This window comes from Hydrogenophaga sp. GW456-12-10-14-TSB4, from assembly GCF_059424305.1.
In genome coordinates this window covers 1-26266 of record NZ_JBWKZH010000077.1, presented here as the reverse complement: position 1 = coordinate 26266, position 26266 = coordinate 1, and the positions used below count along the sequence as shown (strand labels likewise).

At 65.1% G+C, this 26266-nt stretch carries 24 protein-coding genes; 11 read left to right on the top strand and 13 right to left on the bottom strand.

From position 1 onward, the window contains the following. Nucleotides 1-20: 20 nt before the first annotated feature. The gene (locus AC07ZS_RS25915; protein WP_494801332.1) at nt 21-683 is read left to right on the top strand and encodes an amino acid ABC transporter permease; all 663 of its coding nucleotides are present in this window, start codon (nt 21-23) and stop codon (nt 681-683) included. Further along, the gene (locus AC07ZS_RS25910; protein ID WP_494801331.1) at nt 680-1480 is read left to right on the top strand and encodes an amino acid ABC transporter permease; all 801 of its coding nucleotides are present in this window, start codon (nt 680-682) and stop codon (nt 1478-1480) included. The genes AC07ZS_RS25915 and AC07ZS_RS25910 overlap by 4 nt, the downstream gene beginning before the upstream one ends. 3 nt (nt 1481-1483) lie before the next feature. Here the strand turns inward: AC07ZS_RS25910 and AC07ZS_RS25905 are convergent, their stop codons facing one another. Together AC07ZS_RS25905 and AC07ZS_RS25900 are read right to left on the bottom strand one after the other, a co-directional pair. After that, nucleotides 1484-3148, bottom strand: coding sequence for an energy transducer TonB (locus AC07ZS_RS25905; RefSeq protein ID WP_494801330.1), 1665 nt, complete (start codon nt 3146-3148; stop codon nt 1484-1486). 2 nt (nt 3149-3150) lie between these two features. Continuing rightward, the gene (locus AC07ZS_RS25900; RefSeq protein ID WP_494801329.1) at nt 3151-4878 is read right to left on the bottom strand and encodes a molecular chaperone HscC; all 1728 of its coding nucleotides are present in this window, start codon (nt 4876-4878) and stop codon (nt 3151-3153) included. Between the two features lie 310 nt (nt 4879-5188). Between AC07ZS_RS25900 and AC07ZS_RS25895 the strand changes: the two genes are divergently transcribed. Both AC07ZS_RS25895 and AC07ZS_RS25890 read left to right on the top strand, forming a co-directional pair. Continuing rightward, nucleotides 5189-6199: a hypothetical protein gene (locus tag AC07ZS_RS25895; protein ID WP_494801328.1), complete on the top strand. Its 1011-nt coding sequence runs from the start codon at nt 5189-5191 to the stop codon at nt 6197-6199. Nucleotides 6200-6241: 42 nt separating this feature from the next. Beyond that, nucleotides 6242-9406 carry a tetratricopeptide repeat protein gene (locus tag AC07ZS_RS25890; protein ID WP_494801327.1) on the top strand — a complete coding sequence of 1055 codons (3165 nt, stop codon included), beginning with the start codon at nt 6242-6244 and terminating at the stop codon, nt 9404-9406. A 289-nt stretch (nt 9407-9695) separates the two neighbouring features. On the opposite strand, the gene AC07ZS_RS25885 is transcribed toward AC07ZS_RS25890, so the two are convergent. Beyond that, nucleotides 9696-10256, bottom strand: coding sequence for a TetR/AcrR family transcriptional regulator (locus AC07ZS_RS25885; protein WP_494801326.1), 561 nt, complete (start codon nt 10254-10256; stop codon nt 9696-9698). Then, nucleotides 10253-10789, bottom strand: coding sequence for a dihydrofolate reductase family protein (locus AC07ZS_RS25880; RefSeq protein ID WP_494801325.1), 537 nt, complete (start codon nt 10787-10789; stop codon nt 10253-10255). Before AC07ZS_RS25880 ends, AC07ZS_RS25885 begins: the two co-directional genes overlap by 4 nt. Nucleotides 10790-11016: 227 nt before the next feature. On the opposite strand from AC07ZS_RS25880, the gene AC07ZS_RS25875 reads away from it, so the two are divergent. Further along, nucleotides 11017-11646 (top strand): CPBP family intramembrane glutamic endopeptidase, encoded by a 630-nt coding sequence (locus tag AC07ZS_RS25875; RefSeq protein ID WP_494801324.1) that lies wholly within the window; start codon nt 11017-11019, stop codon nt 11644-11646. 45 nt (nt 11647-11691) lie between these two features. Here the strand turns inward: AC07ZS_RS25875 and AC07ZS_RS25870 are convergent, their stop codons facing one another. The 3 genes from AC07ZS_RS25870 to AC07ZS_RS25860 all read right to left on the bottom strand — a co-directional run bounded on the left by AC07ZS_RS25870 (nt 11692) and on the right by AC07ZS_RS25860 (nt 16258). Beyond that, nucleotides 11692-12702 (bottom strand): AraC family transcriptional regulator, encoded by a 1011-nt coding sequence (locus AC07ZS_RS25870; RefSeq protein WP_494801323.1) that lies wholly within the window; start codon nt 12700-12702, stop codon nt 11692-11694. 44 nt (nt 12703-12746) lie between these two features. After that, nucleotides 12747-13934, bottom strand: a complete 1188-nt coding sequence (locus AC07ZS_RS25865) for a serine hydrolase domain-containing protein (protein ID WP_494801322.1) — start codon at nt 13932-13934, stop codon at nt 12747-12749. Between the two features lie 155 nt (nt 13935-14089). Then, nucleotides 14090-16258, bottom strand: a complete 2169-nt coding sequence (locus AC07ZS_RS25860; protein ID WP_494801321.1) for an ankyrin repeat domain-containing protein — start codon at nt 16256-16258, stop codon at nt 14090-14092. Between the two features lie 151 nt (nt 16259-16409). Between AC07ZS_RS25860 and AC07ZS_RS25855 the strand changes: the two genes are divergently transcribed. Further along, entirely contained in the window at nt 16410-16769 is a 360-nt protein-coding gene (locus AC07ZS_RS25855; RefSeq protein WP_494801320.1) for a hypothetical protein, read from the top strand. A gap of 111 nt (nt 16770-16880) precedes the next feature. After that, nucleotides 16881-17051, top strand: a complete 171-nt coding sequence (locus AC07ZS_RS25850; protein WP_494801319.1) for a hypothetical protein — start codon at nt 16881-16883, stop codon at nt 17049-17051. A gap of 14 nt (nt 17052-17065) precedes the next feature. On the opposite strand, the gene AC07ZS_RS25845 is transcribed toward AC07ZS_RS25850, so the two are convergent. From AC07ZS_RS25845 to AC07ZS_RS25830, 4 genes are all read right to left on the bottom strand, one after another. Then, nucleotides 17066-18403 carry an NEL-type E3 ubiquitin ligase domain-containing protein gene (locus tag AC07ZS_RS25845; protein ID WP_494801318.1) on the bottom strand — a complete coding sequence of 446 codons (1338 nt, stop codon included), beginning with the start codon at nt 18401-18403 and terminating at the stop codon, nt 17066-17068. A gap of 90 nt (nt 18404-18493) precedes the next feature. Beyond that, nucleotides 18494-19429 (bottom strand): hydroxyacid dehydrogenase, encoded by a 936-nt coding sequence (locus tag AC07ZS_RS25840; RefSeq protein WP_494801317.1) that lies wholly within the window; start codon nt 19427-19429, stop codon nt 18494-18496. Further along, nucleotides 19426-20109 (bottom strand): RraA family protein, encoded by a 684-nt coding sequence (locus tag AC07ZS_RS25835; RefSeq protein ID WP_494801316.1) that lies wholly within the window; start codon nt 20107-20109, stop codon nt 19426-19428. Before AC07ZS_RS25835 ends, AC07ZS_RS25840 begins: the two co-directional genes overlap by 4 nt. 23 nt (nt 20110-20132) lie before the next feature. After that, the gene (locus AC07ZS_RS25830; RefSeq protein ID WP_494801315.1) at nt 20133-21104 is read right to left on the bottom strand and encodes a Bug family tripartite tricarboxylate transporter substrate binding protein; all 972 of its coding nucleotides are present in this window, start codon (nt 21102-21104) and stop codon (nt 20133-20135) included. Nucleotides 21105-21209: 105 nt separating this feature from the next. Between AC07ZS_RS25830 and AC07ZS_RS25825 the strand changes: the two genes are divergently transcribed. Beyond that, the gene (locus AC07ZS_RS25825; RefSeq protein ID WP_494801314.1) at nt 21210-21968 is read left to right on the top strand and encodes an IclR family transcriptional regulator; all 759 of its coding nucleotides are present in this window, start codon (nt 21210-21212) and stop codon (nt 21966-21968) included. Beyond that, nucleotides 21968-23116, top strand: a complete 1149-nt coding sequence (locus AC07ZS_RS25820) for a putative sulfate/molybdate transporter (RefSeq protein WP_494801313.1) — start codon at nt 21968-21970, stop codon at nt 23114-23116. Before AC07ZS_RS25825 ends, AC07ZS_RS25820 begins: the two co-directional genes overlap by 1 nt. 1 nt (nt 23117) lies before the next feature. On the opposite strand, the gene AC07ZS_RS25815 is transcribed toward AC07ZS_RS25820, so the two are convergent. Beyond that, nucleotides 23118-24014: a LysR family transcriptional regulator ArgP gene (locus AC07ZS_RS25815; RefSeq protein ID WP_494801312.1), complete on the bottom strand. Its 897-nt coding sequence runs from the start codon at nt 24012-24014 to the stop codon at nt 23118-23120. Between the two features lie 73 nt (nt 24015-24087). Here AC07ZS_RS25815 and AC07ZS_RS25810 point away from each other — a divergent pair, with 73 nt between their 5' ends. Both AC07ZS_RS25810 and AC07ZS_RS25805 read left to right on the top strand, forming a co-directional pair. Beyond that, entirely contained in the window at nt 24088-24708 is a 621-nt protein-coding gene (locus tag AC07ZS_RS25810; protein WP_494801311.1) for a LysE/ArgO family amino acid transporter, read from the top strand. Nucleotides 24709-24715: 7 nt separating this feature from the next. Then, entirely contained in the window at nt 24716-25363 is a 648-nt protein-coding gene (locus tag AC07ZS_RS25805; protein WP_494801310.1) for an FMN-binding negative transcriptional regulator, read from the top strand. Here AC07ZS_RS25805 and AC07ZS_RS25800 read toward each other — a convergent pair. Next, the coding region (locus AC07ZS_RS25800) for a hypothetical protein (RefSeq protein ID WP_494801309.1) at nt 25353-26266 on the bottom strand (914 nt) is incomplete at its 5' end. The genes AC07ZS_RS25805 and AC07ZS_RS25800 overlap by 11 nt on opposite strands.

The following is a 26266-nucleotide window of genomic DNA, read 5'->3' as shown; positions in this document are numbered from 1 at the left end:
CGCCCGCCCTGCCCTGAACGATGGGCGAGGTTGCCCGGCTCCTGGCCGACCATGGGCCTGCCTTCGGGCAGGCCCTTTTGCTGACATGGAAGCTCACGCTGATGTCGTTCGTGCCGGGCTTCCTGCTGGGCATGGCCGTGACCGTGCTGCGGCTCTTGCCGCTGCCACCGCTGCGCTTCATCCTGACCCTCTACGTCGAGATCTTTCGCAACATCCCCAGCGTGGCGCTGCTGATCTTCATCGTGTTCGCGCTGCCCGACCTCAACGTCCTGATCGACTATGAACCCGCCGTGGTCCTGACCCTGACGCTGGTCTGCTCCGCGTTCACGGCGGACTACCTGCGCTCGGGCATCAACACCGTGCCCGGTGGCCAGGCGGAGGCCGCGCTCAGCCTGGGCATGCGGCCGATGCGCATCATCACGGCGGTGGTCTTGCCGCAGGCGCTGCGCTCGGTGGTGCAGCCGATGACCTCGCTGCTCATTGCGCTGATGCTGTCAACCTCGCTGGCGTCGCAGGTGCCGTTTCCGGGGCGGGAGCTCACCACGCTCGTCTCCAAGATCGCCAACGACTCCGCCGCCGGCATGGCCGCGTTCGCGGTGGCCGCCGCGATGTACGTGGCGACGGGCTTGCTCATCGCCTGGGCCGGCGCCGCCCTGGAAAAGAAGCTGCGGATACTGCGATGAGCCGCCCTCTGGAAGACATTCTGTTTGGTTCGCCAAGCCCCCAGGCCCAGACCGTCACACGGGTGGTGAGCGCGATCGCCGCGGCCCTGCTGCTCCTGCTGGTGGTGGGCATCGTGTTCCGGTTCCACACGGCCGGGCAGCTTGAAGCCCGGTTCTGGAGCTTCTTCGCCTGGCCGACCACCTGGGCCTTCCTGGCCAAAGGCCTGCTGGGCACGATGGCCTCGGCGGCGACGGCCGCCGTCATCGCGCTGGCCCTCGGGCTGGTGCTGTTGCTGGGGCGCCTGGCGCGGACGCGGCTCGTGCGTTGGCCGAGCATCGCGGCCATCGAGTTCCTGCGTGGCACGCCGACGCTGCTGCTCATCTATGTGTGTTTTCTGGTGCTTCCGTCCATCGGGCTGAAGCTGAGCACCTACTGGATGCTGACCTTGCCCGTCGGCCTGAGCACCGCCGCCGTGGTGGCCGAGGTCTACCGCGCGGGCGTGCTTGCCGTGCCTCGCGGCCAGACCGATGCCGCGCGAAGCCTGGGGTTGACCGAAGCCCAGGTCTTTTTCTCCGTCGTCTTTCCCCAGGCCCTTCGCTACATCGTCCCGGCCCTGGTGGCGCAACTGGTCATCGTGGTCAAGGACACCACCTTCGGCTACGTCGTCACCTATGGTGAACTGATGCAGAACGCCAAGGTGCTCATCGCCAACTACCACTCGCTGGTGCCCGTGTACCTCGTGGTGGCGGCGCTGTACTGCCTGGTGAACTACGGGATATCGAAGGCGAGCAAACGGCTGGGGCGGCCGGTGCATTGAGCATCACCTGGGGCGCATGTTGATCACCATTTGCGCGGGGACCTTGCCGTTCACGTCGAGCGGGAATGACTTGGTCCGCAGCAACGCGCGCCGGGCAGATTCATCCCAAGCGTGGTGACCGCTGGTTTTTTTCAGCGACACGGATTGGATGGCACCGTCAGCGGCCAGCCGCACGTCGAATTCAGCCGATGGATTGCCCGGGATTCGAGACGCCTCCATGTGGTCGATGTGTTGGCGAACAGCCAACGCAATTTTCTCCCCATAGCTGCGGCCATGAACGGCGGGTGCGTCAGCGCGACGGCGTTGCCGATCGTTCTCCATGGCCACGTCTGCCATGTCGTCGGATACGGCACCCAGGTTCTTCACAAAACAATCGAGCAGCAAGCGGTCGAACGCAGCGCTGAAGGCGCCGCGTGCGTGGGCCAAGGCGTGGTCGCGGGCATGTGTTGCAACCGCTCGGCAGCTGGCGGCAGCGGGCATGGCATGGGCCAGCTCGCTCGCGCGGGTTTGCGCGCGCACAGCGACCAGTTGCGCGTCTGGCGATGTGGCCGTGTTGCCCAAAGCGGCCTGCGCTCGCTGACGCAGTTCCGCTTCTTGTTGCGATGGGCGATGGACAGACGACAGCGTTGTGGGGCCGCTAGCGTCGCGGGGATGCGGCGACGGATCCTGAGCCAGCCCGGCCAGCAGACGGCCGAGGGCTGAGACCAGCATGAATATGAGGAACACCATGCCCCAATTCCTGGACTTGCCAGCGACCGGGGCGGTGGAAGAAGGAGGACGTACCAACCTGAGGCGCGGGCGGTTGGCGATTTTCTTGCGCCAGGTGGGCACTTCACCATGCCGGCGCCGCCAGTCCAGCAAGCTCTCGGGTCGGGAAATGACATGCATCCAATTCGGGAAGGCCGCGACCACGTGCTCCGCGATGGGCAGCTCCCTCAGCAGCTCGCCGGTGGGCAGTGGCTGGCTGCCTCGCAGTTTTCGGATGGCTTCTTTCTGCAAAGCCCGGTGCTCCGAGGGCTGCGTATCGAAGGCGAGGAGCTCGTTGATGGCGGCGTCGACAATCTGACCCGGCCGTCCGAACCAAAGCAAGCGGGATCGGTCTTCCCGCCACCCGAAGCCTTCAATGGCGGGGCTGAACAGAAACTCGTGTCCCGGGGCCCATCCGCCGGCGAGGATGGACGCCACGCCCCATTCAAAATAGGTGGCGGCGTCCACACTGCCCAGGCGCGGATCGTCCAGGCACTGGCGCAGCAAGGCGGCGGCGGCTTGCCGGTCCCGAAGCTTGTTCTCGGTCAGATGCTGGACCAGCAGGTCCAGCATCTGGCGCCCGAGCGCCTCGCTGCTGGGGAGCGCCTCGTGCTCGGGTTCGGACGAAACGGGCGGCGGCACCGAGAGCGCTTCGGGCGGCTTCGCATCGCCAGCACCGCTCGCGGAAGCGGGGGACGCTGCGTCTTGCGCATCCGCCTCTGGCGCCGTGGCGTCCTGCATCTGCTGCTGGCGCACCCACCAGAGCAACTGGTCGTAGGTTTCACGCAGCTCCTGGAAAGCCTGCGCCTGCTGCTCCTGGTCAATTTGCTTGAGTTCCCGTGCGTAGGCGCGCCGCACGTCCCTTTCATTGGCGTCTGGCCGGAGCTGTAGCCGCGCAAACAGTTCGGCAATGTCTCGCATCTCTAGCGTGGCTCCAGACTGGGATCGTTGTGGAGCGTGCCGTCATTCTCGATGGCGTCCAGCGCCTGCTCCAGGCGTTGGCGGATCGGTGTGATCTTGCGGTTGTCCTGCGTGGCCAGGGCGGCGTCGAAGGACAGCATCTGCTGCGCCAACCATTCGCGCACCTCACCGCGCAACTGCTGGTAGATGCGCTCGGCGCGCGCCAAGGTGGTGCGGTTGTCCAGCGCTTCGCGCGGATGAATCTTGATCTCAGCCAGGGCCTTGAGCCTTTGCGCAATTTCCTCGGGGGTCAGCACGCCCGGGTTGCCCTCGATGACCAAGGAGAACTTGGCGGCGGTCTTCTGCACCACGGCCTCGACTTGCAGCAGGCCGTTCACGTCGTAAGTGAAGCGGACGTCGACAGCGCATTCGTCCACAGGCAAGGGCGGCAACGCGATGGAGAGATTTCCAAGGTGGATGTTGTCGTTCACCATGCGGGCTTCCCCCTGAAAAATGCTCAACTCCACCAGAGATTGGCCCGCGTTGATGGGGAAATAGGTTTTCACCCGGCTGATGGGGACAGGGCTGTTGCGCTCGATGATCGGGTCGAAGTGGCCATTCGAGGTGGCGGTGGCGGACAAGCGTTTGCTGACCTCCACACCCAACGAGTAGGGTGCCACGTCGGTCATGACCACCTCTTCCAGTGCGGCGTCCTTGGCCTTGAGCCCGGCCTGCACGGCGGCACCCAGTGCGACGATTTCGTCCGGGTTGAAGTCGATCGCAGGGAACCGACCAAACAGGCTGGTCACCAGCCGGCGCACGATCGGCATGCGCGTGGTGCCGCCGGCCAGCACGATGTTGTCCAGCTCGGTGGTGCGCAGGTTGGCGTCGCGCAGCGCGCGCTCCACAGGCACACGCAACCGCTTGAGCAGCGGCGCACACGCACTGGTGAAGGCTTCTTCGGTGACCTCGAATTCGTGAAGCGTGCCAGCCTCATGGACGGCCATGCGCGCCGACGGTTTGGCACCGAGCTCCCGCTTGGCGATCTCGGCCTGAGCGGCCAGGCGCTGCATGAACCCGTGGTTGCGCTTGAGATTGGGAGACAGTTCGCTGTGCTGGAAGAACAGGTCCACCAGGACATCGTTGAAATCCTCGCCGCCCAGAAAATTGTCGCCCGCCGACGCGCGCACTTCCATCACACCCTCGAAGATTTCCAGGATGGAGACATCGAAGGTTCCGCCGCCCAGGTCAAAGACAAGAAATCGGGTCTCGGCGCCCAGTTGGTGAATCCCGCAAGCCATGGCCGCAGCCGTGGGTTCATTGACCAGCCGATCGACCCTCAACCCGGCCAGTTCACCGGCGGCTCGCGTGGCCTTGCGCTGGGCGTCCGAGAAGTAGGCGGGGACGGTGACAATCGCCTCCGTCACGGGTTCGCCCAGCGCCGCCTCGGCATCGGCCTTCAAGGACTTGAGAACCAGAGCGGAGAGCTCTTCGGGGCGGAACTTCCGGTCACCGAGCTGCAGCGTCTTGTTGCTGCCCATGTAGCGCTTGAAGGCCCTGGCAGTGCGATCGGGATGGGTCTGGGCGCGCTCCCTGGCAGCACGCCCGATCAGGACGGAGCCATCCTCGTCAAGGCTGACACATGAGGGGGTTAACACGTCTCCCAAGGCATTGGGCAATAGCTCCGGGCGCCCATTGCGCCACACGGCCACCAAACTGTTGGTGGTTCCCAGGTCGATGCCGACGATCAATTTTGTTCTCCTCGCAATGCCTCTTTGCGTATCGTACTTGAGAAGATTGAGTTGGCTGGAGCAGGTATTGGCGAAGATCCAATTCGGCTGTTTGCCACACCTATATGCCGAGCAATACTCCGACGATCATGAAAAGGGCATGATCTTGATAGACTGCACGCAATCGACACGGCACCCGTACGAAATCAACATGGTCCGACTCGCGGTGCCGCGCCGCCCGCAGCCCAACAGGACCACGAGAGCGTTCCACAGATAATATCTGTCTAAAGCAGACTGCATATCAACCAAGCTCCGCATTGAACCTAGGGTCATGACATTTGACGTTTCAGCGCCTCATCAAAATAGCCCTTGGCTGTTTGACAGCATTGCACCAATTAGTCATGCATGGACCGACGAACTATTGCGCCTAGATTCGGCCACCCGTGTCGACGAGCGATGCCTGGGAGCCAACCTCGCCATGGACGCGCGCGTAACGACTCAGGCCCAAGCCCAATGGACAGCCGGCGTTGGCACATCGAACAACTTGCTGCACGCACTAAGGCAGCAGTGGGAGAAGGCCTACATCCAGCAGGCGACAGCAGTTCGGTTTACAGGCAGCCAATCCCGTTTGCCGAGCAGACGCGGACTGAGCCATGTTGAGCCTTTTGTTGGCCTGTTTAGGCGAGCCCTTGGCGCATCGTCTGCCTTGTTGGCGGAGCTAGACGCCTCTGTGGCAGATGCCACAGGCACGGCGGGACTTGTTCATGGCTTGAAGGCACCTGTCGACTACGCCAGACTGGCGCTGGCCCTGAATGCTGTAGAGGAAGAAGAGTTCAAGGAACTCATTGGTTTAGCATTGCGTTGCATTGACAGCCAAGGCCCACGCCCATTTTGGTGGGCCACACTCAGTGACGAGGTTGCAGGCTATGCCAATGATGCCACTCGGTTATGCAGTGCCTTAGGTCTAGGCAACTATGTGCAAGGCAATTGGGTCGTGGTTTTTGACTACAAGGTAGCCGATGCCGGTTTGCTATACCGTCCGACTACGCTTGATGCAGGCGGCTATGCCTTTCATTTTCCAAGCCCGCAAGCTCACCCGCAGGGCTTGAGTATGGCGCTTCGGCAAACCGAAGATCACTGTACCGAAGTCTTGCACCATGCCTTGCCGTGGGAGACAGCTGTAGACTCAGTTAGACCCTGTGTTCTACAACTCGCGCGAGCTTGGACTGCACAACAGGTTTACGATGACCTCCCTGAGCAACGCCGACATCACCGCATAGCGCTGCAGGGCCAGTTTCCAGCCGAGGAGTCTTGGCTCACCCGTCACAGCCACCGCATTTGACCTATGCATGACCCATTGGCAACCACGCACCCACTGCAACGCATGGCCGTGCAACTCGAGCATGCTGTGGCACGGCGTGACTCCCGTGTGCTCAATCAGTGGCTGTGCGGCTACGGCTTGCCGCGTTTGAGCCACGAGGGAGAACTACCCCATGAAGTGATGTGGGAGCTGTTGCACCAATGGTGGCAGCCAGACCCACGGCAACTAGAAGCTTTCATGCAATTGGTATGCGACGCTTTGGACGCATGCCTACGTACAGCCCAAGACCAGCCAACCTGCCTTGCAGACGGCGCCACCGGCCAGGCTAACACGGCCATAAGTGATGGCGAGCGGGGGCAGCCCTTAGTGGGGGATGCCACTTGGCCCGGGTACTGCCGCAGCTTGTTCGGATTGTGTGCCTTGTTGCCACAACATGAAGGGGTGTTTGACCGATTAGATGCCTTTGATTCAGTTACGGCGCTTGGTTCGACTGCGCTGCTGCATTCAGGAGTGATGCAGCACTTGCAGCGTGCGTTGATCGAGCAGCAGACCGACGACAGGCTGCTAACACGACGTTGGCAGGCCGATTTTGACTCAGCCATTTGTCAGGTTGGACCAAATCACCTGCGTGAGCCCTCTGCACAGCTTCTGGCCGTGTGGCGGGCGATGGTGCTGGCCTGCGCGAGCGGGTCGGCTCAAGAACTGGTGAAGCGGCAAGAACTTCTTACCGCCTTGCATCGCACGGCAGACTTGGGCCGGCAATGGCCACAGCATGAAGTCGCTGTGGATTCCTTGCTGAGACACATGCTGGAGCATTGGCCACTGCTGATGGGGGGGGCTGTGGCTGCATGGCGCGTTGCTGTGGAGCAGGCCGCTTTGCCCTCCAGAGTGAACGCCGTTGCGCACGACCTTTGGCCCGCCCCCGGCGGTGTCGATGCTTGGGTTGCCACCAACCCGGGTTTGCAAGGGGGCTGGCGCAAGCTGGGGCGTGCCGGGCGCGAAGCCGTACGTCAATGTGCCGAGCAGGGTTCGACTCAAGCGTTGGGCGCACTGCAGTTCGATTGGGCACAAGCCCGCTTGCCCAAAGAGTGGGCTGACGGCATGGCAAAGCTCCTGCGCCAACATGTGCCCGCATTGCATGTATCTGGCTTAGCCTCTGCCGACTACAAGCAGCTTCAGGCCGATGACAAGCGCTCTGTCAGCGTGGCACCAAGTCAAGCGCAACCTAGTAGTCCGCGCAGCGTACATACGCGTTTTGTCGCAACACAAAATTCTTTGGCCGATGTCACGCGACTGATCACCCGCCACCAGCTCGACAATGCTCAACGAAGGGCTGACGCGCTATTGAGCCGCCAAGCCCAAGAAGGAACGCAAACTGCGCTGCAAAGCAAAACCGCTGCCAGCTTAGCCACTGCGTTTGCCGAGGCAGGGCACCTGCAGCAAGCAAAAACTTGGTGGCAACGCGCCATCGAGCTGAACACGGTTGATTCGGTGGCTCGCTGCGGTCTGGCCGAAATTCTAAAAGAGCTGGGTGATCTGCCAGCCGCGCGCGCACTGTATGAAGACACCCTACAAAGCCACCCGCAAGACACAGTGGCTCGTAACGGTCTGGCCGAAGTTCTCAAAGAGCTGGGCGACTTGGCCGCCGCACGCGCGCAGTACGAAAACACGCTGCAAAGCCATCCGCAAAACGTGGTCGCTTGCAACGGCTTGGCGAATGTGCTCAAAGAACTGGGCGACCTACCCGCCGCACGCTCGCAATACGAGAACACCCTACAACGTCACCCGCAAGACGTTTTCGCCCGCAGTGGTCTGGCCGAAGTTCTCAAAGAGCTGGGCGACCTGCCCGCCGCGCGCACACAGTACGAAAACACCCTGAAAAGCCACCCTCGAGACGTAGTGGCCAGCTGTGGTCTGGCCGAAGTTCTCAAAGAGCTGGGCGACCTGCCCGCTGCTCACGTACAGTATGAGAACACCCTGCAAAGCCACCCGCAAAACGTGTTCGCCCGCAACGGTCTGGCCGAAGTTCTCAAAGAGCTGGGCGACCTGCCCGCTGCTCGCGCACAGTACGAGAGCACCCTGCAAAGCCACCCGCAAAACGTCGTGGCCAGCTGTGGTTTGGCCGAAGTTCTCAAAGAGCTGGGCGACCTGCCCGCCGCGCGCGCACAGTACGAAAACACCCTGAAAAGCCACCCTCAAAACGTCGTGACCCGTAACGGTCTGGCCGAAATTCTTAAAGAGCTGGGTGACCTACCCGCTGCGCAAGAGCTGTATGAAAACACCTTGCAGAGCCATCCGAAAAACGTGTTCGCCCGCAACGGTCTGGCCGAACTTCTCAAAGAGCAGGGCGACCTGCCCGCCGCGCGCGCACAGTACGAAAACACCTTGCAAAGCCACCCGCAGAACGTCGTGACCAGCTGTGGTTTGGCCGAAGTTCTCAAAGAGCTGGGCGACCTGCCCGCCGCACGCGCGCAGTACGAGAACACCGTGCAAAGTCACCCGCAAAACGTGGTGGCCCGTAACGGCCTGGCTAATGTGCTCAAAGAGCTGGGCGATCTGCCCGCCGCACGCGCGCAGTACGAGAACACCCTGCAAAGCCACTCGCAAAATGTCGTGGCCCGTAACGGCCTGGCTAATGTGCTCAAAGAGCTGGGCGACCTGCCCGCTGCGCGCACGCAGTACGAAAATACCCTGCAAAGTCACCCGCAAGACGTAGTGGCTCGCAACGGCCTGGCCAATGTACTCCGGCGCATGGGTGCGCATGCCGAGGCCAAGGCCTTACTCAGTGGCTGGGCGCAAGCTAAGGGCCGCCAGCGGCTGTTGGATGGTGTGGTGTTTGCCCTGGCTTGCCTGCCCGATGCGAGCGACGAAGCCTTGAAGGTGCTGCAAGCATTGCAGGCTGATACGAACCTTCAGACCAAGGACCGCACCCGGTTGAACGCCCTGAGGGCTAGCTTGGCGCTAAAGCTCCGCCAACGCACCTCGCGCCTCACTGAGGCACCCAAGGGCACCCCACTTGTATTGCGAGCCTGGATGGACGTCGTGCGCGAACACCAGTCTCTTCAGTACGGTGAGCTTGTGCAAGCAACTCGGCCGAGTGCGGAAGGTGATCTGCTGGGATGGGCCGGGAGCAAGGTGCGGCAGTTGCTTGGCCGACTGGCCTCCGGCGACGACTCAGCCAATGACGAGCTGTTTGACCTGGAAGCGGATGCCCTGCTAGCGGCATGAACTGGGCACTTTGCCCACAAAATCAGGAGACTCATAACGATGGAAATCGTAAGCGAACGGCAATCCCCTTGTCTGAGGACCAACCCATGCTAGGCCGGCTAACTTTAGCCGCCCAAGTAACCCCTCCTAGCTGGCACCTGCCTGCTGAGTTCGCGTAGTGATGGCCTGCAATCGCTATATGACGGCCCCTCACGCCCAAGTCTCGAAGGATAGATTTGGATTATTTGGGTCTACCGGTAAGGCGAACCCTGCGACCGAAGATCTGCGCGTAGTAGAGCAGACCACCGCGTCAGGAACTAGCCAAGCGGTCCAGAAGACCGTCCAGTGCCTCCTGATACTGCGCCAACATGGACTGAACCTGAACCCGATCACCTCGCGCCGATGCCAGGGCCAGACCACTGCCGTGAGCGTGGTCGACCAGGATGTCGCGCCACAGGGTGGGCTCTGCGGTGATCTCTGCGAGCAGCACCGTCAGGCGATCGGTGATCTGTCGCGTCACGCCGGCAAATGCTTGCGGCGTTGCAAAGATCGCCAGCGTCAGTTGCGGATGACGGCCTACTGCCTCGTGATAGCGCGTCAGCAGCGCCAGGATTGCGGCCCGATGGTCCGTCGCACCACAAGGCCCTTCCAACACCTCGGTATAGACCCGGTCTGACAACGCCCTCAGCAGGCTGACCTGATCGCCCACGTGGTGATACAGGCTCATGGGCGTGACGCCCAGTCGGGCGGCCAGCGCGCGCATCGTCAAGCCTTGTCCCCCGCCCTCATCCAGCAAGGTCAATGCGGTGGTCAGGATGTCGTCTCGCGCGACCCCCATCCCCTGCGCCGGGCGCCCGCGCGGGCGGGTCATCGTGCAACCCGATAGGTCGATTGCACCAGGCCCGACGGGAAGCTGCAGCTGGACATCAGTTTCAAATCGATGTCCTGCTCCAACGCCCCAAACAGCGACCGCCCGGACCCGATCAGCACGGGCACACTGGTGATGACCAGATCGGCGATCAAACCCTCGCGCAGAAATGACTGCACCACCTGCCCGCCATCGACATAGATCCGACGCACGCCCTGCGTGGTCAGTTCGTCCATCGTGTCCTTGGGCGTTCGGTTGGAGAAGCGCAGCTTGCCCTTCAACGGCTCGGGCACGGGCGCATTGGCCAGCTGTTCAGACAGCACCAGCACGGGCAGGCCGTACGGCCATTCATCCAAGGTCAGCGCCTTTTCATAGCTCCCCCGCCCCATCACGATCAGTTCCTTGTCGGCGATGAAGGCCGGGTAACCGTGATCCTCCGTCGGGTCATCGCGCTGCAAAAGCCAGCCGATGTCCCCGTCGTCCCGGGCGATGAAACCATCCAGGCTGGTGGCGATGAAGACGTGTGCAGTCGGCATCGAAAGCTCCAATATATATACGACGTATATTATTATCGATTTGGCGTTGAGCTCTCGCTACCAACCCGTTCGGGCCGCTGGATCGTGGCGTGCGCGGGCTGCAAGTGACGACGGCTATAGTCGCTTTGGATGCTCATATGGCGTCTTTTCCTGCGGCCCGCCTTTGCCGGAGGCGCCGTTCAATCGACCTCGACGGGAGTCTTGAATGAAGCAAGTGACCCAGTTTCTTGCGGCCGGACCTCGTGCCTGCGGCCAGTTTTCAGGCGCAGTTTCTGAACCGGCTGCTCTTTGTGGGTCTGCCACTGGGCACCTTGCTCTGGGCTGCAGGGCAGCATGCGTTGGCGCTGCTGGGCCGGTTCACCTTGGGCGATGCCCTCATGGCGGTGCTGGCTGCGGCCCTGGCCATCTTGTGCTCCTTCGCCTCGGCGCTGGTGGTCCGGGAGTTTGCTTCCGTCGCACCCAACCCGCTTGCCGCGGGCATCGCGAGCATGTCGGCCGCTGAGCTGGCGCGCACCCTCCTCTCCACGGCGCCTCAACTGCTGGGCGAGGAACTGCTTACGATCCTGCCTTTCCTTGCGATGCTCCGGTTGGCCATGTTTCGGTGGGGCCTTGGTCGGCGCAGCGCCATCGTGCTGGCGTTGTTGGGCTCGACGCTGATCTTTTGCGCGGCACACCTTCCCACCTACGGCTGGAACTGGGCACAGTGTTTTGGCGTGATCGGCGCTTCTCGGGTCGTGTTGACGCTGGCGTACATCGCCACCCGCAAGCTCTGGGTCTCGACCGTCGCGCACATCCTCACGGACTGGATGGAGTTCACCCTGGTGTTCCTGGCGGCCTCCCACCTTCAGAGCCCTTGAGGACCTGCCGCATCATACTGTCGCCTGGCCGGTCGCCCGCGAACCTCAGTGCCGCCCCAGCGTCGCCGAAGGCGACTCCCCGAACCGTTGGCGGTAGGCCGCCGCGAACATGCCCAGGTTCGCGTAGCCCCAGGCCTCCGCCACGTCTCGCACCTTGGTGCCCGCCAGGGCCACCAGCAGTTCACCACGCACCCCATTCAGCCGCGCTTCGCGCAGCGCCTGCATGGGCGTGCAGCCCCGGTAGTCGCGAAACGCGGCGTTCAGGGTGCGCACGCTCACGCCCGCGCTGCTCGCGAGTTCGCTGAGGGTGGGTGCGTCGCGGGCGTGGTCGCGCATGTGCTGCTCCGCCAGCAGCACGTGGCGTGGAGCGAGGCGGTGCTGTGTAGGGGGTTGCGGGCTGTCCAGCTGCTGGCGCCACAGGGTGAGCAGGTGCAGGCCGATCATTTCCTCGATGTGGCGGCCCAGGGGGCCGTGCTCCACGGCCTCGGGCATGTCGGTGATGCAACGGCACACATACAAGAGCAGGCTGATCCAGCTGGAGTGCGCGCCGCCGAACCGGAACTTGTGGGCCCACATGCGCTCGTCCGCCGGTGCGCCGAACCAGCGTTCGTGCAGTGCGGCCATGGCGTCGTGCTGGAAGGTGAGGTTGACCTGAAGGTGCTCGGGGTCGGCGTCCAGCCAGTAGTGGGTGCGTGAGTTGTCGACCAGAAAGGCCTCGCCCACACCGGTGTCGCTGTGCTCGCGCCCGTTGGACCAGTGGCGGATGGCGCCGCGCAGCGTGGTCAACACCATGCCGGTGCCGGCCTCGGCGGCGAAGCCGGTGAGGTGGACCGGCACGCCGTAGCTGAAGCGGCTGAGGGTGAAGTGCCCGATGCGGATGGCGTCGAGGATGGAGTCGGGCTGGCGGATGCTGCCCACCGGCGCGGCGTCGTAGGGCATGTACACCTGCCGGCACCAGTGCTGCGTTTCCTCCCAGTCGGTCGATGCCACGAGGCGGTGTCGCGTGCTGGGCGCGCCGGTGGCGTCGGTGACGAGAACGTTGCGGATCGCTTCCATGCCGTTGTCTCCTTGCGCGGCGCGCCTCGGGTCGGGCCTGACGCTCAGCGCTGATGGTAAACGGCGCTCTCGAACTCGACAAAACCGGGGTACGACGCCGCATCCTGGAAAGGCAGGATCTGCGTGGCCCAGTAGCCGCCGATGCCGTTTTCCCGGTCGATCCAGTAGTAGCAGTTGGCCAGGCCGGCCCACATGAGCGAGTGGGCGGGCCTGCCCGATGGCGTGGGCTCGCGGTTGGTCATGAAGGTGTAGGCCCAGCCCTTGTCCAGCCCGGGGAAGAATTCGCCGGTGTTGCTGAGCGAAGGAATGGAGGTGGTCCACCCCCCGGCGGACAGCCCCATGGCGGACAGCCCGTCGCGGCACATGGCGTTCACGGTGTCGGCCTTGAGCACGCGGCCATGGGGCCCCGCGCCGTCGTTGAGGATCATGCGGATGAATTTCATGTACTCGCCCACGGTGCCGTAGAGGCCGTGGCCGCCCATGTCCATGGGGGGCGGGTCCGGCAAGGCGAGGTCGGGCAGCGGGGTGAGCTTGCCGTCCGCGGCGCGGTCGTGGATGGTGACGCGGCGCTCGCGCATGGATTCGCTCAGGCCGAAGCCGATGTCTTTCATGCCCAGCGGGCCGAAGATGCGCTCGGCCATGACCGCGCCCAGGCGCTGGCCGCGCCGCTCTTCGACGATGCGACCCAGCCAGTCGATGTTGACGCCATACGTCCATGCGGCGCCGGGTTCGTGCAGCAGCACCGTGCGGATGGAGTCGTAGCTGCAGCCCACCACGGTGGGGATGCCCTTGGCGGTGCGGTACTTCAGGTCGTCGTGGCTGAAGAACTCGTAGCACAGGCCCGAGGTGTGGAGCATCAGGTCGTTGATGGTGATGGGCCGCTTCGGGGCCCTGGTGCGCGGCTGGCCTGCGGGGTCGAAACCGTCGAGCACCTGAATCTGGTCGATGTCGGGCACGTATTTGCCGGCGGGCTCGTCGAGGCGGATCAGGCCCTCCTCCACCAGTTGCATCACGCAGGTGCCGGTGAGCGCCTTGGTGGTCGAGAAGATCGCGAAGACGGCGTCGGTGGCCATGGGCCGTTCCTGCCCGAGTTCACGGGTGCCCGCAGCGCCCTCGTAGAAGTTGCCGTGGCGGTCGGTGGCCATGGCAACGACACCGGGTGCGCCGCCGTGGCGCTGCGTCGTCTGGGCAAGGATGGTGTCCAGCCCGGTCTTGAGATGGGGATTCGTCATGCGCTGTCTCCTGGATGTTGTGGTCCGCCATGAGCGGCGACATGCCGGTCTCCCTGGCTGGCGCAAATCTAGGGGGTTGGCATGCGCGGCGCTGTCTGGTTCTGGCGGGCAGCTGTCTCGATCTGGCAGGAATTGACGCGCCGCCGCGCCAGAGGTCAGCCCTGCCGTCGCAACATGAGACGCCGGGAAGACGGGTCGCCGCGCCGCGGTATCACCCGCTCCTCGTCTTCGTCACGCCGCACCACCCTGTATTGCTCGGTGATACCAGCGCTGTCCGTGATGTTGAGCCAGTCGTCTTCACGAAGACCCCGTTCGCGCAATCCGGGTGGCAGCTCGCACAGGTCTGCGTGGTGCCAATCCGCGCCCACGACATCCTCACCGACCTCCGGCACACCGTCGCCCTGCCGGCGCATCACCTGGGCCAGCTCGACTTCGGAGCGGTCTCGCTGCCGTGCACGGCTCAGCAGTTGCTCCGGCTGGGGCGAACCCACGCCCGTGCGCCCTCCCGCCCGGTTGGCGGCCACCCCTGCGTTGTTCCGCAGGGTTTCGTCGGCCCCACGGGCTATCAACACCTGTGCGATGCCTTTTTGCTCATAGCCTCCCGCCAGATGGAGCGCGGTGTTGCCGTGGTTGTCCCGAAGGTCGATCTGGGCACCCTCGTCCAGCAGATAACGCACGAGTTCCAGCCGGTTCTCTATCACGCCCAGCATCAATGCCGTGCATTGGGTCCCGTCCCCGGCGTCAATGTCCACCTCGCGGCGAAGTCTCGTCACCAGATCCAGAGAGCGCCCCTCGGCCACAGCCCAATGAAGCGGATTGCGAAGGTGCACCGCATCGGGTGTGCACAGGGCCCCATGGTCCAGCAGAAGCCTCGCCAGCGGCTCGTCCTCGCGCAGCAACGCCCATATCAGGGGTGTCATGTTGGTCACACCGCCCTGATTGACGTTGGCGCCATGCCGCAGCAGAAGACTGGCCATGTCCAGTCGTCCCCGTTTCACGAAATGCACGCTCCCGAATCCAAGGTGGTTCTGAGCATTCACCCACTCCGCCGCGCGATCGCCACCGAGCAGAAAGTCCACCATGCCCAAGTGCCCTCTGTCCACGGCACCGTGCAGCGCGTTTTCACGCAGTTCGTTCAAGGGAGTCAGCAAGTCGAAGCCCCGGTCGGAAAGGGCCTGTAGCATCTCGACGTTTCCGCACCATGCCGCCATGCGCAAGGCATCCAGGCAAAGGGCATCGGCTCCTTCGGCATGCGGATCCAGCGCGTTCACGCGGTTCAGGAACACCCTGGGGTCGGCACCGCGTCGCAGCAGCAATTCGTAGATCTCGCTGTTGCGCTGCCGGACGACGGACGTCAAGACCTGCATCTGGCGGTCTTCAGACACGCCGCGAAAATCGATGTGCTCCAACAGCACGGAAGCCAGAGGGGACCTGCGCAGGATCGCGCGGTCCAGCGCGAGCGCGGCGTCTTCAAGGTCCACGCCGTGTTCGAGCAGGAGCCGCAGCATCTGTTCACCGCTGAGATCGATCGCGGCAAAACACAGGGCGCTCCACCCGGAGGGGCTCACCCGCCGCGGGTCAGCACCATGGGCGATCAGCCAACGCACCTTGTTCGGGTGCCGGTTGATCACTTCCTCCATCAAAAGGGTGTTAGCGGAATAGGGTGAGACTGTCTGATTGATGTCGGCCCCAAGGTCCAGCAGCTCTCTCATCATGGCCTTGTCCCCACTGCGAAACGCGCAAACGAAAGCACTTTCCGCGCGACCTTCTTGCAGATCGACCAGGGCGCCCGCGCTCACCAGTTCCCTGACGAGTTCCCGGTTCCCCAGGAGCACCGCGTTCAGCAAGGCCGTGCGGCCGACGTGGCTGGTGGCATTGACCTCGATGCCATCCTGTTGCAGAAGGAACCTGGCGATGGCGAGATTCCCGGTCTCGATGGCCAGCATCAGCGGTGTTTCGCGGCTCTCACTCCCCTGATTGACGTCGGCACCGAAGGCCAGCAGCGTCTGCACCATCGCCAGATGGCCGTTGACGGCGGCCCGGTGAAGGGCACCCAGTCCATCGACCCGCAAGTCGATGCGGGCGCCCGACTGCACGAGTTGCTCCACCATGCTCAGGTACCCCTGGCCGACAGCCACCGAGAGCGCTGTCCGGCCTTGGTCATCCATGGCATCCAGATTCAGGTCGGGGTGATGAGCCCTCAGGCTTTGCAGGGAGAAAAGATCGCCGTTGGCCGCGGCCTGGACCAGCGCATTGCTCGGGTTTTCATCGCGCGGACGGACCACGGCATCGGGGATCACCCCGCTCAGGTTGATCGAATTCACTTTTGTGGGATTCCTCTGGAAAACGGGTTGAAGGGCTCCGTCAGGTCGGCCAGAACGCGGCCGAACGGGCCCTTCCACAGTGAGCCGAAGGATTTGAGAGTTCAGACCCATGGCATTGACATACCGTGGAGATACCTACAATCCAACGGCCATGTCGATAAGCCGAGCGTTCACCGCCGCGTTGCTGTCTTTGCTGGTTCTTCTGGGTGTTTCCCTGGGGAACCCGGCGGCGCACCTGAGTGGGCACGCGCCCCACCCCTACGCCCAGGACGACGGCACGCCATTGCGCCACGCGGTCATGACGGCGGCGGGCCGATCAGCGATGGCGGCCTTGCGCCCCGTGGCCAAGAAGATGGGGGCCAAGGGGGCGGCCGGCGTGCTGCCCGTTGCCGGCGTCACGTTCACCACGCTCGACACCCCCGGGGGCGAGGCCCCTGACCGCCACGGCCCCAGGCTCCCCGAGCCCGCGCCCCACGGCTACCTGGCCCGCGCGCCACCCGCCCTGGCGTGACGCCTGGCGCACGCGGTGCGCCACTCCCCTCCCCTGACGACGCCGCTTCTGCGATGCCTTGCCGCACCGCTGCGCGGGCCCGTCCCTATTCCCCTTTCGGAACCATCTTTCATGACTTCGTACGACTACGCCTTGACCATTGGCGCCTTTGCCGCCTTGTTGCTGTGGCTGGCATGGAACGAGCGCAAAGCCGACAACGCCCGCGACGCCGGGCTGCTGCTCACGCTCGGCTCCATCGCCGGTCTGGTGGCCGGCACGGTGGCCCTGCTGGCTCCGGCTTGAGCGCACGACGGGGGTCACGGCATCTCGGCCTGTTCCCATTGCCTGATCGCCTCTTCCGTCAGTTCACTCAGCAGTTCGGCGTGTGCCTTGTCACGCATCGCCGAGATCTTCTTGCATTGCTCCAGAAAGACGTCCTCACGAAGTGAGGATGTCTTTGCCTGCTCGCGGTGCTCGTCCACGAGACGGGCGAGCTGGGCATCCAGGTCCTGGAACTGCGCGATGTGCCGCCGCTCGATCAGCTGGCGCCAGGGCGACCATTGCATAAGGGTCTCGCGCAAGCGTTCGCCGCCGTCGCCGCATGCGATGTCGCGAACCTTGGCGCGAACCACCTTCAAGGCCTCCTTGCCCATGTCGGAACGCGACACGGCATATGGCTCGATGGGCACACCGGAGAGCTTCAATTCGTCGTGCAAGTGGAATTGCAGGTTCAACACCGTGCCGTCAAGATTTCCTTTCCATTCCTGGAAGAAGTCCTCGTGCGCATGGTCCTTAACGATGCGGATGATTGCCGACATCCAGAAGGCCGATCGACCCAATCGGTAGATTTCAAGATCGCTCAACTCTCCGTTTTTCGCCTGGCGTTCCAGCCAGCTGAGCTGCATGTCAAGAAGGTTGTAGCGGATGCTGTTGCTGTAACCACCGCACTCGCGCCGGGCCAGGTCGAAGCAGTGGCTCCGGAAGCTGCCATCGACCAACATCGCGTCGAGAATCTGCATCAGGCATTGGTGCTCGCGGCCGGTCAGTCCATCTTCCCACAGCCGTTCGAGCCACATCATGAAGAAGTCCAGCTTGTCTCCACAGAACGCCTTCCACTGCTCGGCAAGCGCTTGCGCGTCGCGGTTGGGCGCATTGCGGTAGATATTCCTGAAAAAGCGACCCACATCGTCAGGTCCGGTGCTGTCTTTATAGCTGGTGCGGTTGTTGATGATCTCGAGATTCCAACGTACCTCATGCGAGAACGATTGGCGCACGACTCGGGTGAGTTCATGAACCCGGTCGTTCAACCAGTCCAGTTTGTCGAAGGTCTTCTGTGCGTGCTCCCGAACACCGAGAACTCCATAACGCTGTGTTCTCAGCAAGCCATGCAGATGCTCCTTGACGCAGTCGTCAATCGGCATGGCGGGCGCATCGAGACCTTCGGGCAGCGCGTCGCCGCCCATCAGATAAGCCACGATCAGGGACGCGTTGTTGCCCGTGAGTTCACGCCGAAGGAAATCGACGGCGCGCGGGAGGAATTCCTGCAAGCCCTTGCTCGAGCCGAGCCATTGAAGCTGCCTGTGAGTCAGGGCGTTGTATCGGCTTTCAAGACCGGTGGTGGACGTGGAGAGGGAAGAAAAGATGGAAGATGTCATTCGGCGTGTCATGTGAAAAAGCCGGTGCCGCCACCTGCAACGCAGGCGACCGCACCGGCCTTTCCACAGTGAGCCGAATCACGCGAGAGTTCAGGCCATGCACTTCGTCTCGCGCAGCACCGCCAGCACGTTCTCGCTGGCAGCCACGCCCATCTTGACGTAGGCGTCGGCCGTCACGCCACCGATGTGCGGGCTGAGGATGATGCGGTCTTCTTCGCGGAACGGGTGGTCGGCCACCATGGGTTCCATGGCGAAGCTGTCCAGCCCGGCCGAGGCCACGTGGCCCGCGCGCACGGCGTCCAGCAAGGCGGCTTCGTCGATCAGGCCACCGCGCGCGGTGTTGACGATGAGCACGCCAGGTTTGCAGCGCGCCAGCGTGTCGCGGTTGAGCAGGCCCCGGTTGTCGTCGGTCAGCGGGCAGTGCAGCGAAATCGCATCGGACTCGCGCCAGAGCGTGTCGAGGTCCACCACCTCGATGTCGGCCGGCACCTGGCTCGCGTAGGGATCGAAGCCGATCACCCGCATGTCCAGCGCGCGGGCCATGCGCGCGAAGCGCTGGCCGATGGCGCCCAGGCCGATGAGGCCGATGGTGCGGCCTGCCAGCTCCACGCTCTTGTGCGTGGCCTTGTCCCAGTGGCCCGAGTGCATGCGAGCGTTCAGGGCCGGCACAGACTTCGCGCAGGCCAGCAGCAGGGCCATGGCCTGCTCGGCCACGGCCGCCGCGTTGGCGCCCACGGCGGCGCGCACGTCCACCTGACGCGCCTTGGCGGCCGCCTTGTCGATGGTGTCGGTGCCGCTGCCGTGTTTGGAGATCACGCGCAGCGAGGGCGCGGCGTGGATGGCGTCGGCGCCCACCTTGCCGTAGCGCACGATGATGGCGACAGGGTCGTGCTCACGGCAGAGCGCGACGATGTCCTGCTCGCTCGGGGTCTTGCCGGCGTAGACGATGCGAAAGTCCGTCAGCAGCGCGAGCGCCTGCGGGGCCAGGTCGGCGGCGGTGACAAGGATGGCGGGCTTGTGGCTCACAGCCGTTCCCCTTCCTTGAGCACACCGGCCGAGCGCAGCGCGGCGTCGAGCCACTGGGCAGCGGTGTCGCCCTGCTGGATGGCGGCGATGCGCGCGGCTTCGTCCTTCACCTTCTTTTCGGCCAGGGGCAGCAAGGCTTCGATCTTCTCGCGCTCGACGATCACGACACCGTCTGCATCGCCCAACACGAGGTCACCGGCGTACACGGTGACGCCACCGATGGAGACGGGATGGCCGATGCGGCCGGGCACGAGCTTGGTGGGGCCGTTGGGGTTGGTGCCCACGCTGAACACGGGGAAGCCCATTTCTTCGATTTCGAGCGAGTCGCGCACCGCGCCGTCGATCACCACGCCGGCAATGCCGAGCTTCTGGCACGCGGTCATCATGATGGTGCCCATCAGGGCGGCGGTCTGGTCGCCCTTGCCGTCCACCACCAGCACATCGCCCGGCCGGGCGAGCGACATGGCGGCGTGGATCATGAGGTTGTCACCGGGACGCACCTCCACGGTGAGCGCGGTGCCCACCACTTTCATGCTGGGGCGCAGGGCGGTGATGCGGCCGTGCAGCGCGCCGCGCCGCCCGGCCACGTCGGCCAGGATGGCCGCCTGGTAGGCGCCGGCCTGCTGCACGATGTGAGGGGGGACGCGGTCGAAGTCGCGAAGGATGTCGGGAGTGGTCACGGTGTTGTCCTGAGGGAAATGAATCAGTCGAGCTTGGCGCCAGAGTCCTTGACGACCTTGCCCCAGCGCACGATGTCCTCGCTGATGAGCTTGGCGAAGGCCTCGGGGGTGCTGCCGGCCACGTCGGCGCCCTGGTCGCTCAGCTGTTTCTGCAGAGCGGGCAGTTGCAAGGCTTTGTTGATCTCGGTGTTGAGGCGGGCCGTGACGTCCTTGGGCAGGTTGGCCGGGCCGAGGATGCCGAACCAGGTGACGGCCTCGAAGCCCTTGTAGCCGGACTCGGCGATGGTGGGCGTCTGCGGCAGGTCATCCACGCGCTTGAGCGAGGTGACGGCCAGGGCGCGCATCTTGCCGTTCTTGATATGACCGATGAGCGTGGGAATGGACGACACATAGACCTCCACGCGCTCGCTGATCACGTCGTTGATGCCCTGCGCCGCGCCCTTGTAGGGCACGTGCATGAACTTCACGCCGGCTTCTTTCTGGAACATCTCCATGGCCAGGTGGGCCACGGTGCCGTTGCCCGAGGTGGCGAAGTTCAGCGCGCCGGGCTTGGCCTTGGCTGCGGCGACCAGGTCACCAAACGTCTTGTAGGGCGAGGTGGCCGAGACCACCAGCGCCAGCGGCGCGCTGGCCACCATCGAGATCGGCGTGAGGTCCTTGACCGGGTCGTAGGGCAGCTTGCTGTACAGGCTGAGGTTGATGGCGAGGTTGCTGGTCTGGCCGAGCACCAGGCTGTAGCCGTCGGCCGGCGACTTGGCCACGTTGTCGATGCCGATGTTGCCGCCCGAGCCGGGCTTGTTGTCGATGATGAAGGACCATTTGGTGGTCTCGCTGATCTTCTGCGTGACCTCGCGGCCGATCAGGTCGGTGCCGCCGCCCGCCGGGAAGGGCACGACCAGACGGACCGGCTTGTTGGGCCAGGCCTGGGCATGGGCGGTGGTGACGAAAACAGCTGCCAGCGCGAGGCCGGCAAGGATGCGACGGGAAATGATCACGGTGCTTGTCTCCAGTTATTCAGCCAACCACGTTGGCCGTGGGACCGGACTGTAGGCAGGAGTTGCGTTCAGTACAATGGCGTTTCACGGAACGAAACGAGGTGCATGGTGCGCAATCCTTCCCAAGACGATGATGAACCCGCCGTCGGGGGTGTCAACGCGGTGACGCGGGCGCTCTCGCTGATGGAGACATTTCAGGCCGGTGAGGCCACCTTGTCGCTCGCTGAAATGAGCCGGCGCTCAGGCATGCACAAGACCACGGCGCTGCGGCTGGCCCGCACGCTCGCGCTGTCCAACTACATGGTGCAGGCCGAGGACGGCCAGTGGCGCCTTGGGCCGGCCACAGGCTGGCTGGGCGCGCGATACCAGCGGGGGTTTGACGTGAACTTCGCGGTGGAACCGGTGTTGCGCGAGCTCGTGCAGCTCACCGGCGAGAGCGCGACTTTCTATGTGAGAGAGGGCAACATCCGCGCCTGCATCGCCCGCGTGGAGGGCGCGCAGGCGGTGCGCCACCATGTGCGCATCGGCGAGCGCCTGCCGCTGGACAAGGGGTCGCCCGGGCGGGTGATCCTCGCCTTCAGCGGCCAGCGCGGCGAGCCCTACGAAGAGATCCGCAAGCGCGGCTACCACCTCTCGCTGGGCGAGCGCGAGCCGGAGGTGTCGAGCGTGTCCGCGCCGGTGTTCGGGCTGAACTGGCGCCTGCTGGGTTCCATGTGCATCTCGGGGCCGGGCTCCCGGCTCACCAAGCCCAAGCTGGAGAAGTACGCCAGGCACGTGATCCGCGCGGCCAACGAGCTGTCTTACGCGCTGGCGGGCAGCCGCTCGGCGGCCACGCCGCCAGTGGTGTCCAATTGGCACCCGTGATGCACTCAGACGTTTCTGCGAACAACCGTTTCGACCGCATGGAATGGGCCGGCGCCTTCGGCGACCTCGGCACGCTCATTCCGTTTCTCGCGGCCTACATCGGTGTGTTGAAGATGGACCCGACCGGGGTGCTGTTCGCGTTCGGCGTGGCCATGCTGGTCTGCGGCCTGTACTACCGCACGCCCTTCCCGGTGCAGCCCATGAAGGCCATCGGCGCGGTGGCGGTGGCCCAGGCGGCGCAGACCGCTGTCATCACCCCCGGCAGCGTGGTGGCGGCGGCGCTCGTCACGGGGGCGGTGTGGCTCGTGTTGGGGCTCACGGGCGCGGCGCGCACCCTCGCGCGCCTGGTGCCGCCCACGGTGGTGGCGGGCATCGTGCTCGGGCTGGGCCTGGGCTTCATGCTGGAAGGCGTGAGGATGATGCAGACGGCCTGGGGCCTGGCCGCCGTCGCGGGCGCGGTGACCTTGCTGTTGATGTGCACCCGGACCGTTCCCGCCATGTTCGTGCTGCTGGCTCTGGGGGCGGCGGTGGGCCTGTACCAGAACCCGGCCCTGGGCGCGGCGCTGGTGAACGCGAGTGTGCAGCTGACCACGCCCTCCTTCGCCTGGGGCTCGCTCTCGTGGAACGACCTGTTCATCGGCGTGGTGTTCCTCGCCCTGCCGCAGATCCCCTTGACGCTGGGCAACGCCGTGATCGCCATCAAGGAAGAGAACAACCGCCTGTTCCCGCACGCACCGGTGACGGAGAAGACCGTCGCGGTGTCGACCGGTCTCATGAACGTGTTCAGCTCGGCCGTGGGCGGCGTGCCCATGTGCCATGGCGCGGGCGGCATGGCCGGCCATGTGGCCTTCGGTGCGCGCACGGGCGGGGCCGTGGTCATCCTCGGTGCCGTGCTGCTGGCCCTCGCCCTCTTCTTCAGCGACTCGGTTCACGTGCTGTTCCAGCTGTTCCCGTCGGCGGTGCTGGGCGTCATTCTGTTCTTCACCGGCGCCCAGCTGGCCCTGGGCGCGGGCGTGCTGGGTGCGGCCAGAGACGACCGCCTGGTGACGCTGGTGACGGCCGGCCTGTGCCTGTGGAACGTGGCCATCGGCCTGGCCGTGGGGCTGGTGCTGCACCACCTCGCGCGGCGCGGGCTGCTGCGGTTCTGACTCACGCCGGCAGCAAGGCCACCGCGGCGGCGCGCGTGAGGTGCCGCGTGAGTTCATCGAGCAAGCCGGAGGCGGCGCGCGCCTGTTGCCAATGCAAGGGCACGTCCAGCGGGGTGCGAGGCACCAGTTCCACCAGCGTGCCGGCCTTCAGGTGGGCGCGCACCATCACCTCGGGTTGCAGGCCCCAGCCCATGCCCGCGAGCGCCGCCGTGACGAAGGCATGGGGCGACGGCAGGGTGTGGCGGGGCAGCTCCACGTGCCGGTGGCACACGCGCCGGGCCCAGCGGGCCTGCAGCTGGTCTTTGGTGTTGAACACGAGGCTGGGTGCCTTGCCCAGGCTGCCGGCCCCCACACCCTGGGGAAAGTGGCACTTCACGAACGCCGGGCTGGCGGTGGCGAGGTAGCGCATGGTGCCCAGCGGACGGCTGTTGCAGCCGACGGCGGGCCGGGCCGAGGCCGTGACGGCGGCGAGCACCGCGCCGCTGCGCAGCCAGTCCGAGGTGTGGTCCTCGTCGTCCACGGCCACCTGCATCAGCACCGGTGCATCTGCCGCAAACGCGGCCAGGGCGGGGGCGAACCAAGTGGCCAGGCTGTCGGCGTTGACCGCCACCGGCAGCGCCACGCGCGCGATGCCGTCGGGGGCGAGCGCGGGCAGCGTGCCTTGCAGTTCCTGCTCCAGCAGGCTCACGCGGTCCACGTGCTGGCACAGGCGCCGGCCGGTTTCGGTGGCTTCGCAGGGCTGGCCGCGCACCACCAACGCGCAGCCGACGCGCTCCTCCAGCAGCCGGATGCGTTGCGAGACGGCCGAGGGCGTCACGTGGAGCGCGCGCGCGGCGCGCTCGAAGCTGCCTTCGCGCACCACGGTAGCCAGAGCGGTCAGGGAGGCGTAGTCGAGCATAGATTCAGTTTTTCTTCATCGAGTTCAGGAAAGACAGTTTGCCTTCATCACCAGGCACTGGCAATCTCGCGGCATGACGACAACATTCATTCAAGGTCTGGTGCTGAGCCTGGGCCTGATCGTGGCGATCGGCGCGCAAAACGCGTTCGTGCTGCGGCAGGGCCTGCGCCGGGAGCACGTGGGCCCCGTGGTGCTGTTCTGCGCCCTGGCAGACGCGGTGCTGATCACGGCGGGCGTAATGGGCATGGCCCAGGCGCTGGGCGACAGCCCGGGCCTGGCGCGGGCACTGGCGCTGGCGGGCGCTGTCTTTCTGGCGGTGTACGGCTGGCGGGCCCTGAAGCGCTCGCGCCACCCGCAGCGGCTGAGCGCGGCCGGCGGCGGCGAAGGTCTGAGCCGAGGCGCCGCCGTGGCGCAGGCGGCGGCGTTCACGCTGCTCAACCCCCATGTGTACCTGGACACGGTGCTGCTGGTGGGCAGCATCGGCGCCCAGCAGCCGGCCACGCTGCGCGGCTGGTTCATCGCCGGCGCGAGCACGGCCAGCCTCGCCTGGTTCGGGCTGCTGGGTTATGGTGCCCGCTGGCTGGCACCCTGCTTCGCCCAGCCCCGCGCCTGGCAGGTGCTGGACGGCCTGATCGGCATCACCATGGGGGTGCTGGCCACCTTGCTGGTGCGCCATGCCCTGACCGGCCTTTGAGGACCCGATGTACGTTTCAAGACACCACACACTCGACGACCGCGAAGCGATCTTCGCCTTGATGGACGCACACCCGCTGGGGGCCTGGGTGTGCCAGACCACGAGCGGCCTGGTCGCCAACCACGTGCCCTTTCTGCTCGACCGCAGCCGGGGCGAGTTCGGCACGCTGGTGGGCCACATCTCGCGCGCCAACCCGGTCTGGCGCGAGCTGGGCGCGGCCACACCGTCGGTGGTGATGTTCCAGGGGCCGCAGGCCTACATCTCACCCGGCTGGTACCCCGGCAAGGCGACCCACGGCAAAGTGGTGCCCACTTGGAACTACGCGGTGGCGCACGCGCACGGCACCATGCGCGCGGTGGACGACCGCGGCTGGCTGCTGGACGTGCTGGACCGGCTCACGAACACGCACGAGGCCGGACGGCCCATGCCCTGGCGCGTAGGCGACGCGCCGCCGGACTACATCGACCGCATGCTGCGCGCCATCGTGGGTGTGGAGATGCCCATCGAGCGGCTGGAAGGCAAGCTCAAGGCCAGTCAGGACGAAGACCTGCCCGACCGGCAGGGCACGGTGAGCGCCCTGCAGTCGGACCCGCGCGACGAGGCACGGGCCATGGCCGGGCTCGTCGACCAGGCCCTCCTCGGCGTCAAGGATTGAACTGCCGCACGCAGCTGGCCGCCGTCGCCACGTTCTTGAACATCTCCTGCGAGGTGCCAGCCGAGGGCCCCGAGAAGATATGGCGCCAGGCAAGGGCCACGGGGCCAACACTGGCCTGCGTCGAGCTCCAGCTGTCGGCAAAGTGGACAAACCCGGGCGTCTGCAGTTTCTCCTGCAGCGTTTCCCCACTGGGGCAGCCGCTGGCGGCGCTGTTGCTCAGCTCGCAAATGGCGGGCAGGTACCAGTCCGAGTAGGCATTGATGGTCCCTCTGCAGACACCTGCCGCATAGTTCGTCAAAGGGACGCCCACATGCTCGGGGGCCGCCAGGATCCGCTGCGTGTTGCAGGAACCGTCGAACTTGGCGTTGCAACCCACTGGCGCGACCGAGGTGTCGGTCACGCCGACGACTTCGAACACCGGGCCCGGCCCCGCGAAGTGTTCGCTCCAGTTGTAGGAGGTCGCGCTGGAGACGGTCGCCACCTTGCCACCCACGCTCTGGGCAAGGGGCGGGGCCTCGTTGAAGGCAAAGACGTGGCCGCCCTGGTAGACGCTGCCGTAGTCCAGCACGTGAACCTGCACCGCTTGCGCGGGGGCGTTGCTGCTGCGGACGGTCAGGTCCACCGGCACGGGGGCCGGCACGCCCGGCGTCGCGCTGGGCAGCGCACCGGGCCTGACGGTGATGATGCACGAGGCGCCGGGCGCCAGCGTGGCGCAGTTGCTGAGGTAGGTGGTGCCCGTAGGGAACACCACCGCCGGATCGACCTCCACCAGCAAGGCAGGGTTGGCGCCCGTGTTGGTGACGATGAAGCTGCGCGAGCTGCCTGAGGCCTTGAGTGCCAGGGTGGTCGGGCTCACCGTCAGAGAGGTCGTGGGGGCCGGCGCTGTGACGGCGGGAGCGGGCG

Coding starts and splice junctions, on each gene's coding strand:
- AC07ZS_RS25915 (WP_494801332.1), top strand. CDS start 21: ATGGGCGAGGTTGCCCGGCTCCTGGCCGACCATGGGCCTGCCTTCGGG.
- AC07ZS_RS25910 (WP_494801331.1), top strand. CDS start 680: ATGAGCCGCCCTCTGGAAGACATTCTGTTTGGTTCGCCAAGCCCCCAG.
- AC07ZS_RS25905 (WP_494801330.1), bottom strand. CDS start 3,148: ATGCGAGACATTGCCGAACTGTTTGCGCGGCTACAGCTCCGGCCAGAC.
- AC07ZS_RS25895 (WP_494801328.1), top strand. CDS start 5,189: ATGACATTTGACGTTTCAGCGCCTCATCAAAATAGCCCTTGGCTGTTT.
- AC07ZS_RS25890 (WP_494801327.1), top strand. CDS start 6,242: ATGGCCGTGCAACTCGAGCATGCTGTGGCACGGCGTGACTCCCGTGTG.
- AC07ZS_RS25885 (WP_494801326.1), bottom strand. CDS start 10,256: ATGACCCGCCCGCGCGGGCGCCCGGCGCAGGGGATGGGGGTCGCGCGA.
- AC07ZS_RS25880 (WP_494801325.1), bottom strand. CDS start 10,789: ATGCCGACTGCACACGTCTTCATCGCCACCAGCCTGGATGGTTTCATC.
- AC07ZS_RS25870 (WP_494801323.1), bottom strand. CDS start 12,702: ATGGAAGCGATCCGCAACGTTCTCGTCACCGACGCCACCGGCGCGCCC.
- AC07ZS_RS25865 (WP_494801322.1), bottom strand. CDS start 13,934: ATGACGAATCCCCATCTCAAGACCGGGCTGGACACCATCCTTGCCCAG.
- AC07ZS_RS25855 (WP_494801320.1), top strand. CDS start 16,410: ATGTCGATAAGCCGAGCGTTCACCGCCGCGTTGCTGTCTTTGCTGGTT.
- AC07ZS_RS25850 (WP_494801319.1), top strand. CDS start 16,881: ATGACTTCGTACGACTACGCCTTGACCATTGGCGCCTTTGCCGCCTTG.
- AC07ZS_RS25845 (WP_494801318.1), bottom strand. CDS start 18,403: ATGACATCTTCCATCTTTTCTTCCCTCTCCACGTCCACCACCGGTCTT.
- AC07ZS_RS25825 (WP_494801314.1), top strand. CDS start 21,210: ATGGTGCGCAATCCTTCCCAAGACGATGATGAACCCGCCGTCGGGGGT.
- AC07ZS_RS25820 (WP_494801313.1), top strand. CDS start 21,968: ATGCACTCAGACGTTTCTGCGAACAACCGTTTCGACCGCATGGAATGG.
- AC07ZS_RS25815 (WP_494801312.1), bottom strand. CDS start 24,014: ATGCTCGACTACGCCTCCCTGACCGCTCTGGCTACCGTGGTGCGCGAA.
- AC07ZS_RS25810 (WP_494801311.1), top strand. CDS start 24,088: ATGACGACAACATTCATTCAAGGTCTGGTGCTGAGCCTGGGCCTGATC.
- AC07ZS_RS25805 (WP_494801310.1), top strand. CDS start 24,716: ATGTACGTTTCAAGACACCACACACTCGACGACCGCGAAGCGATCTTC.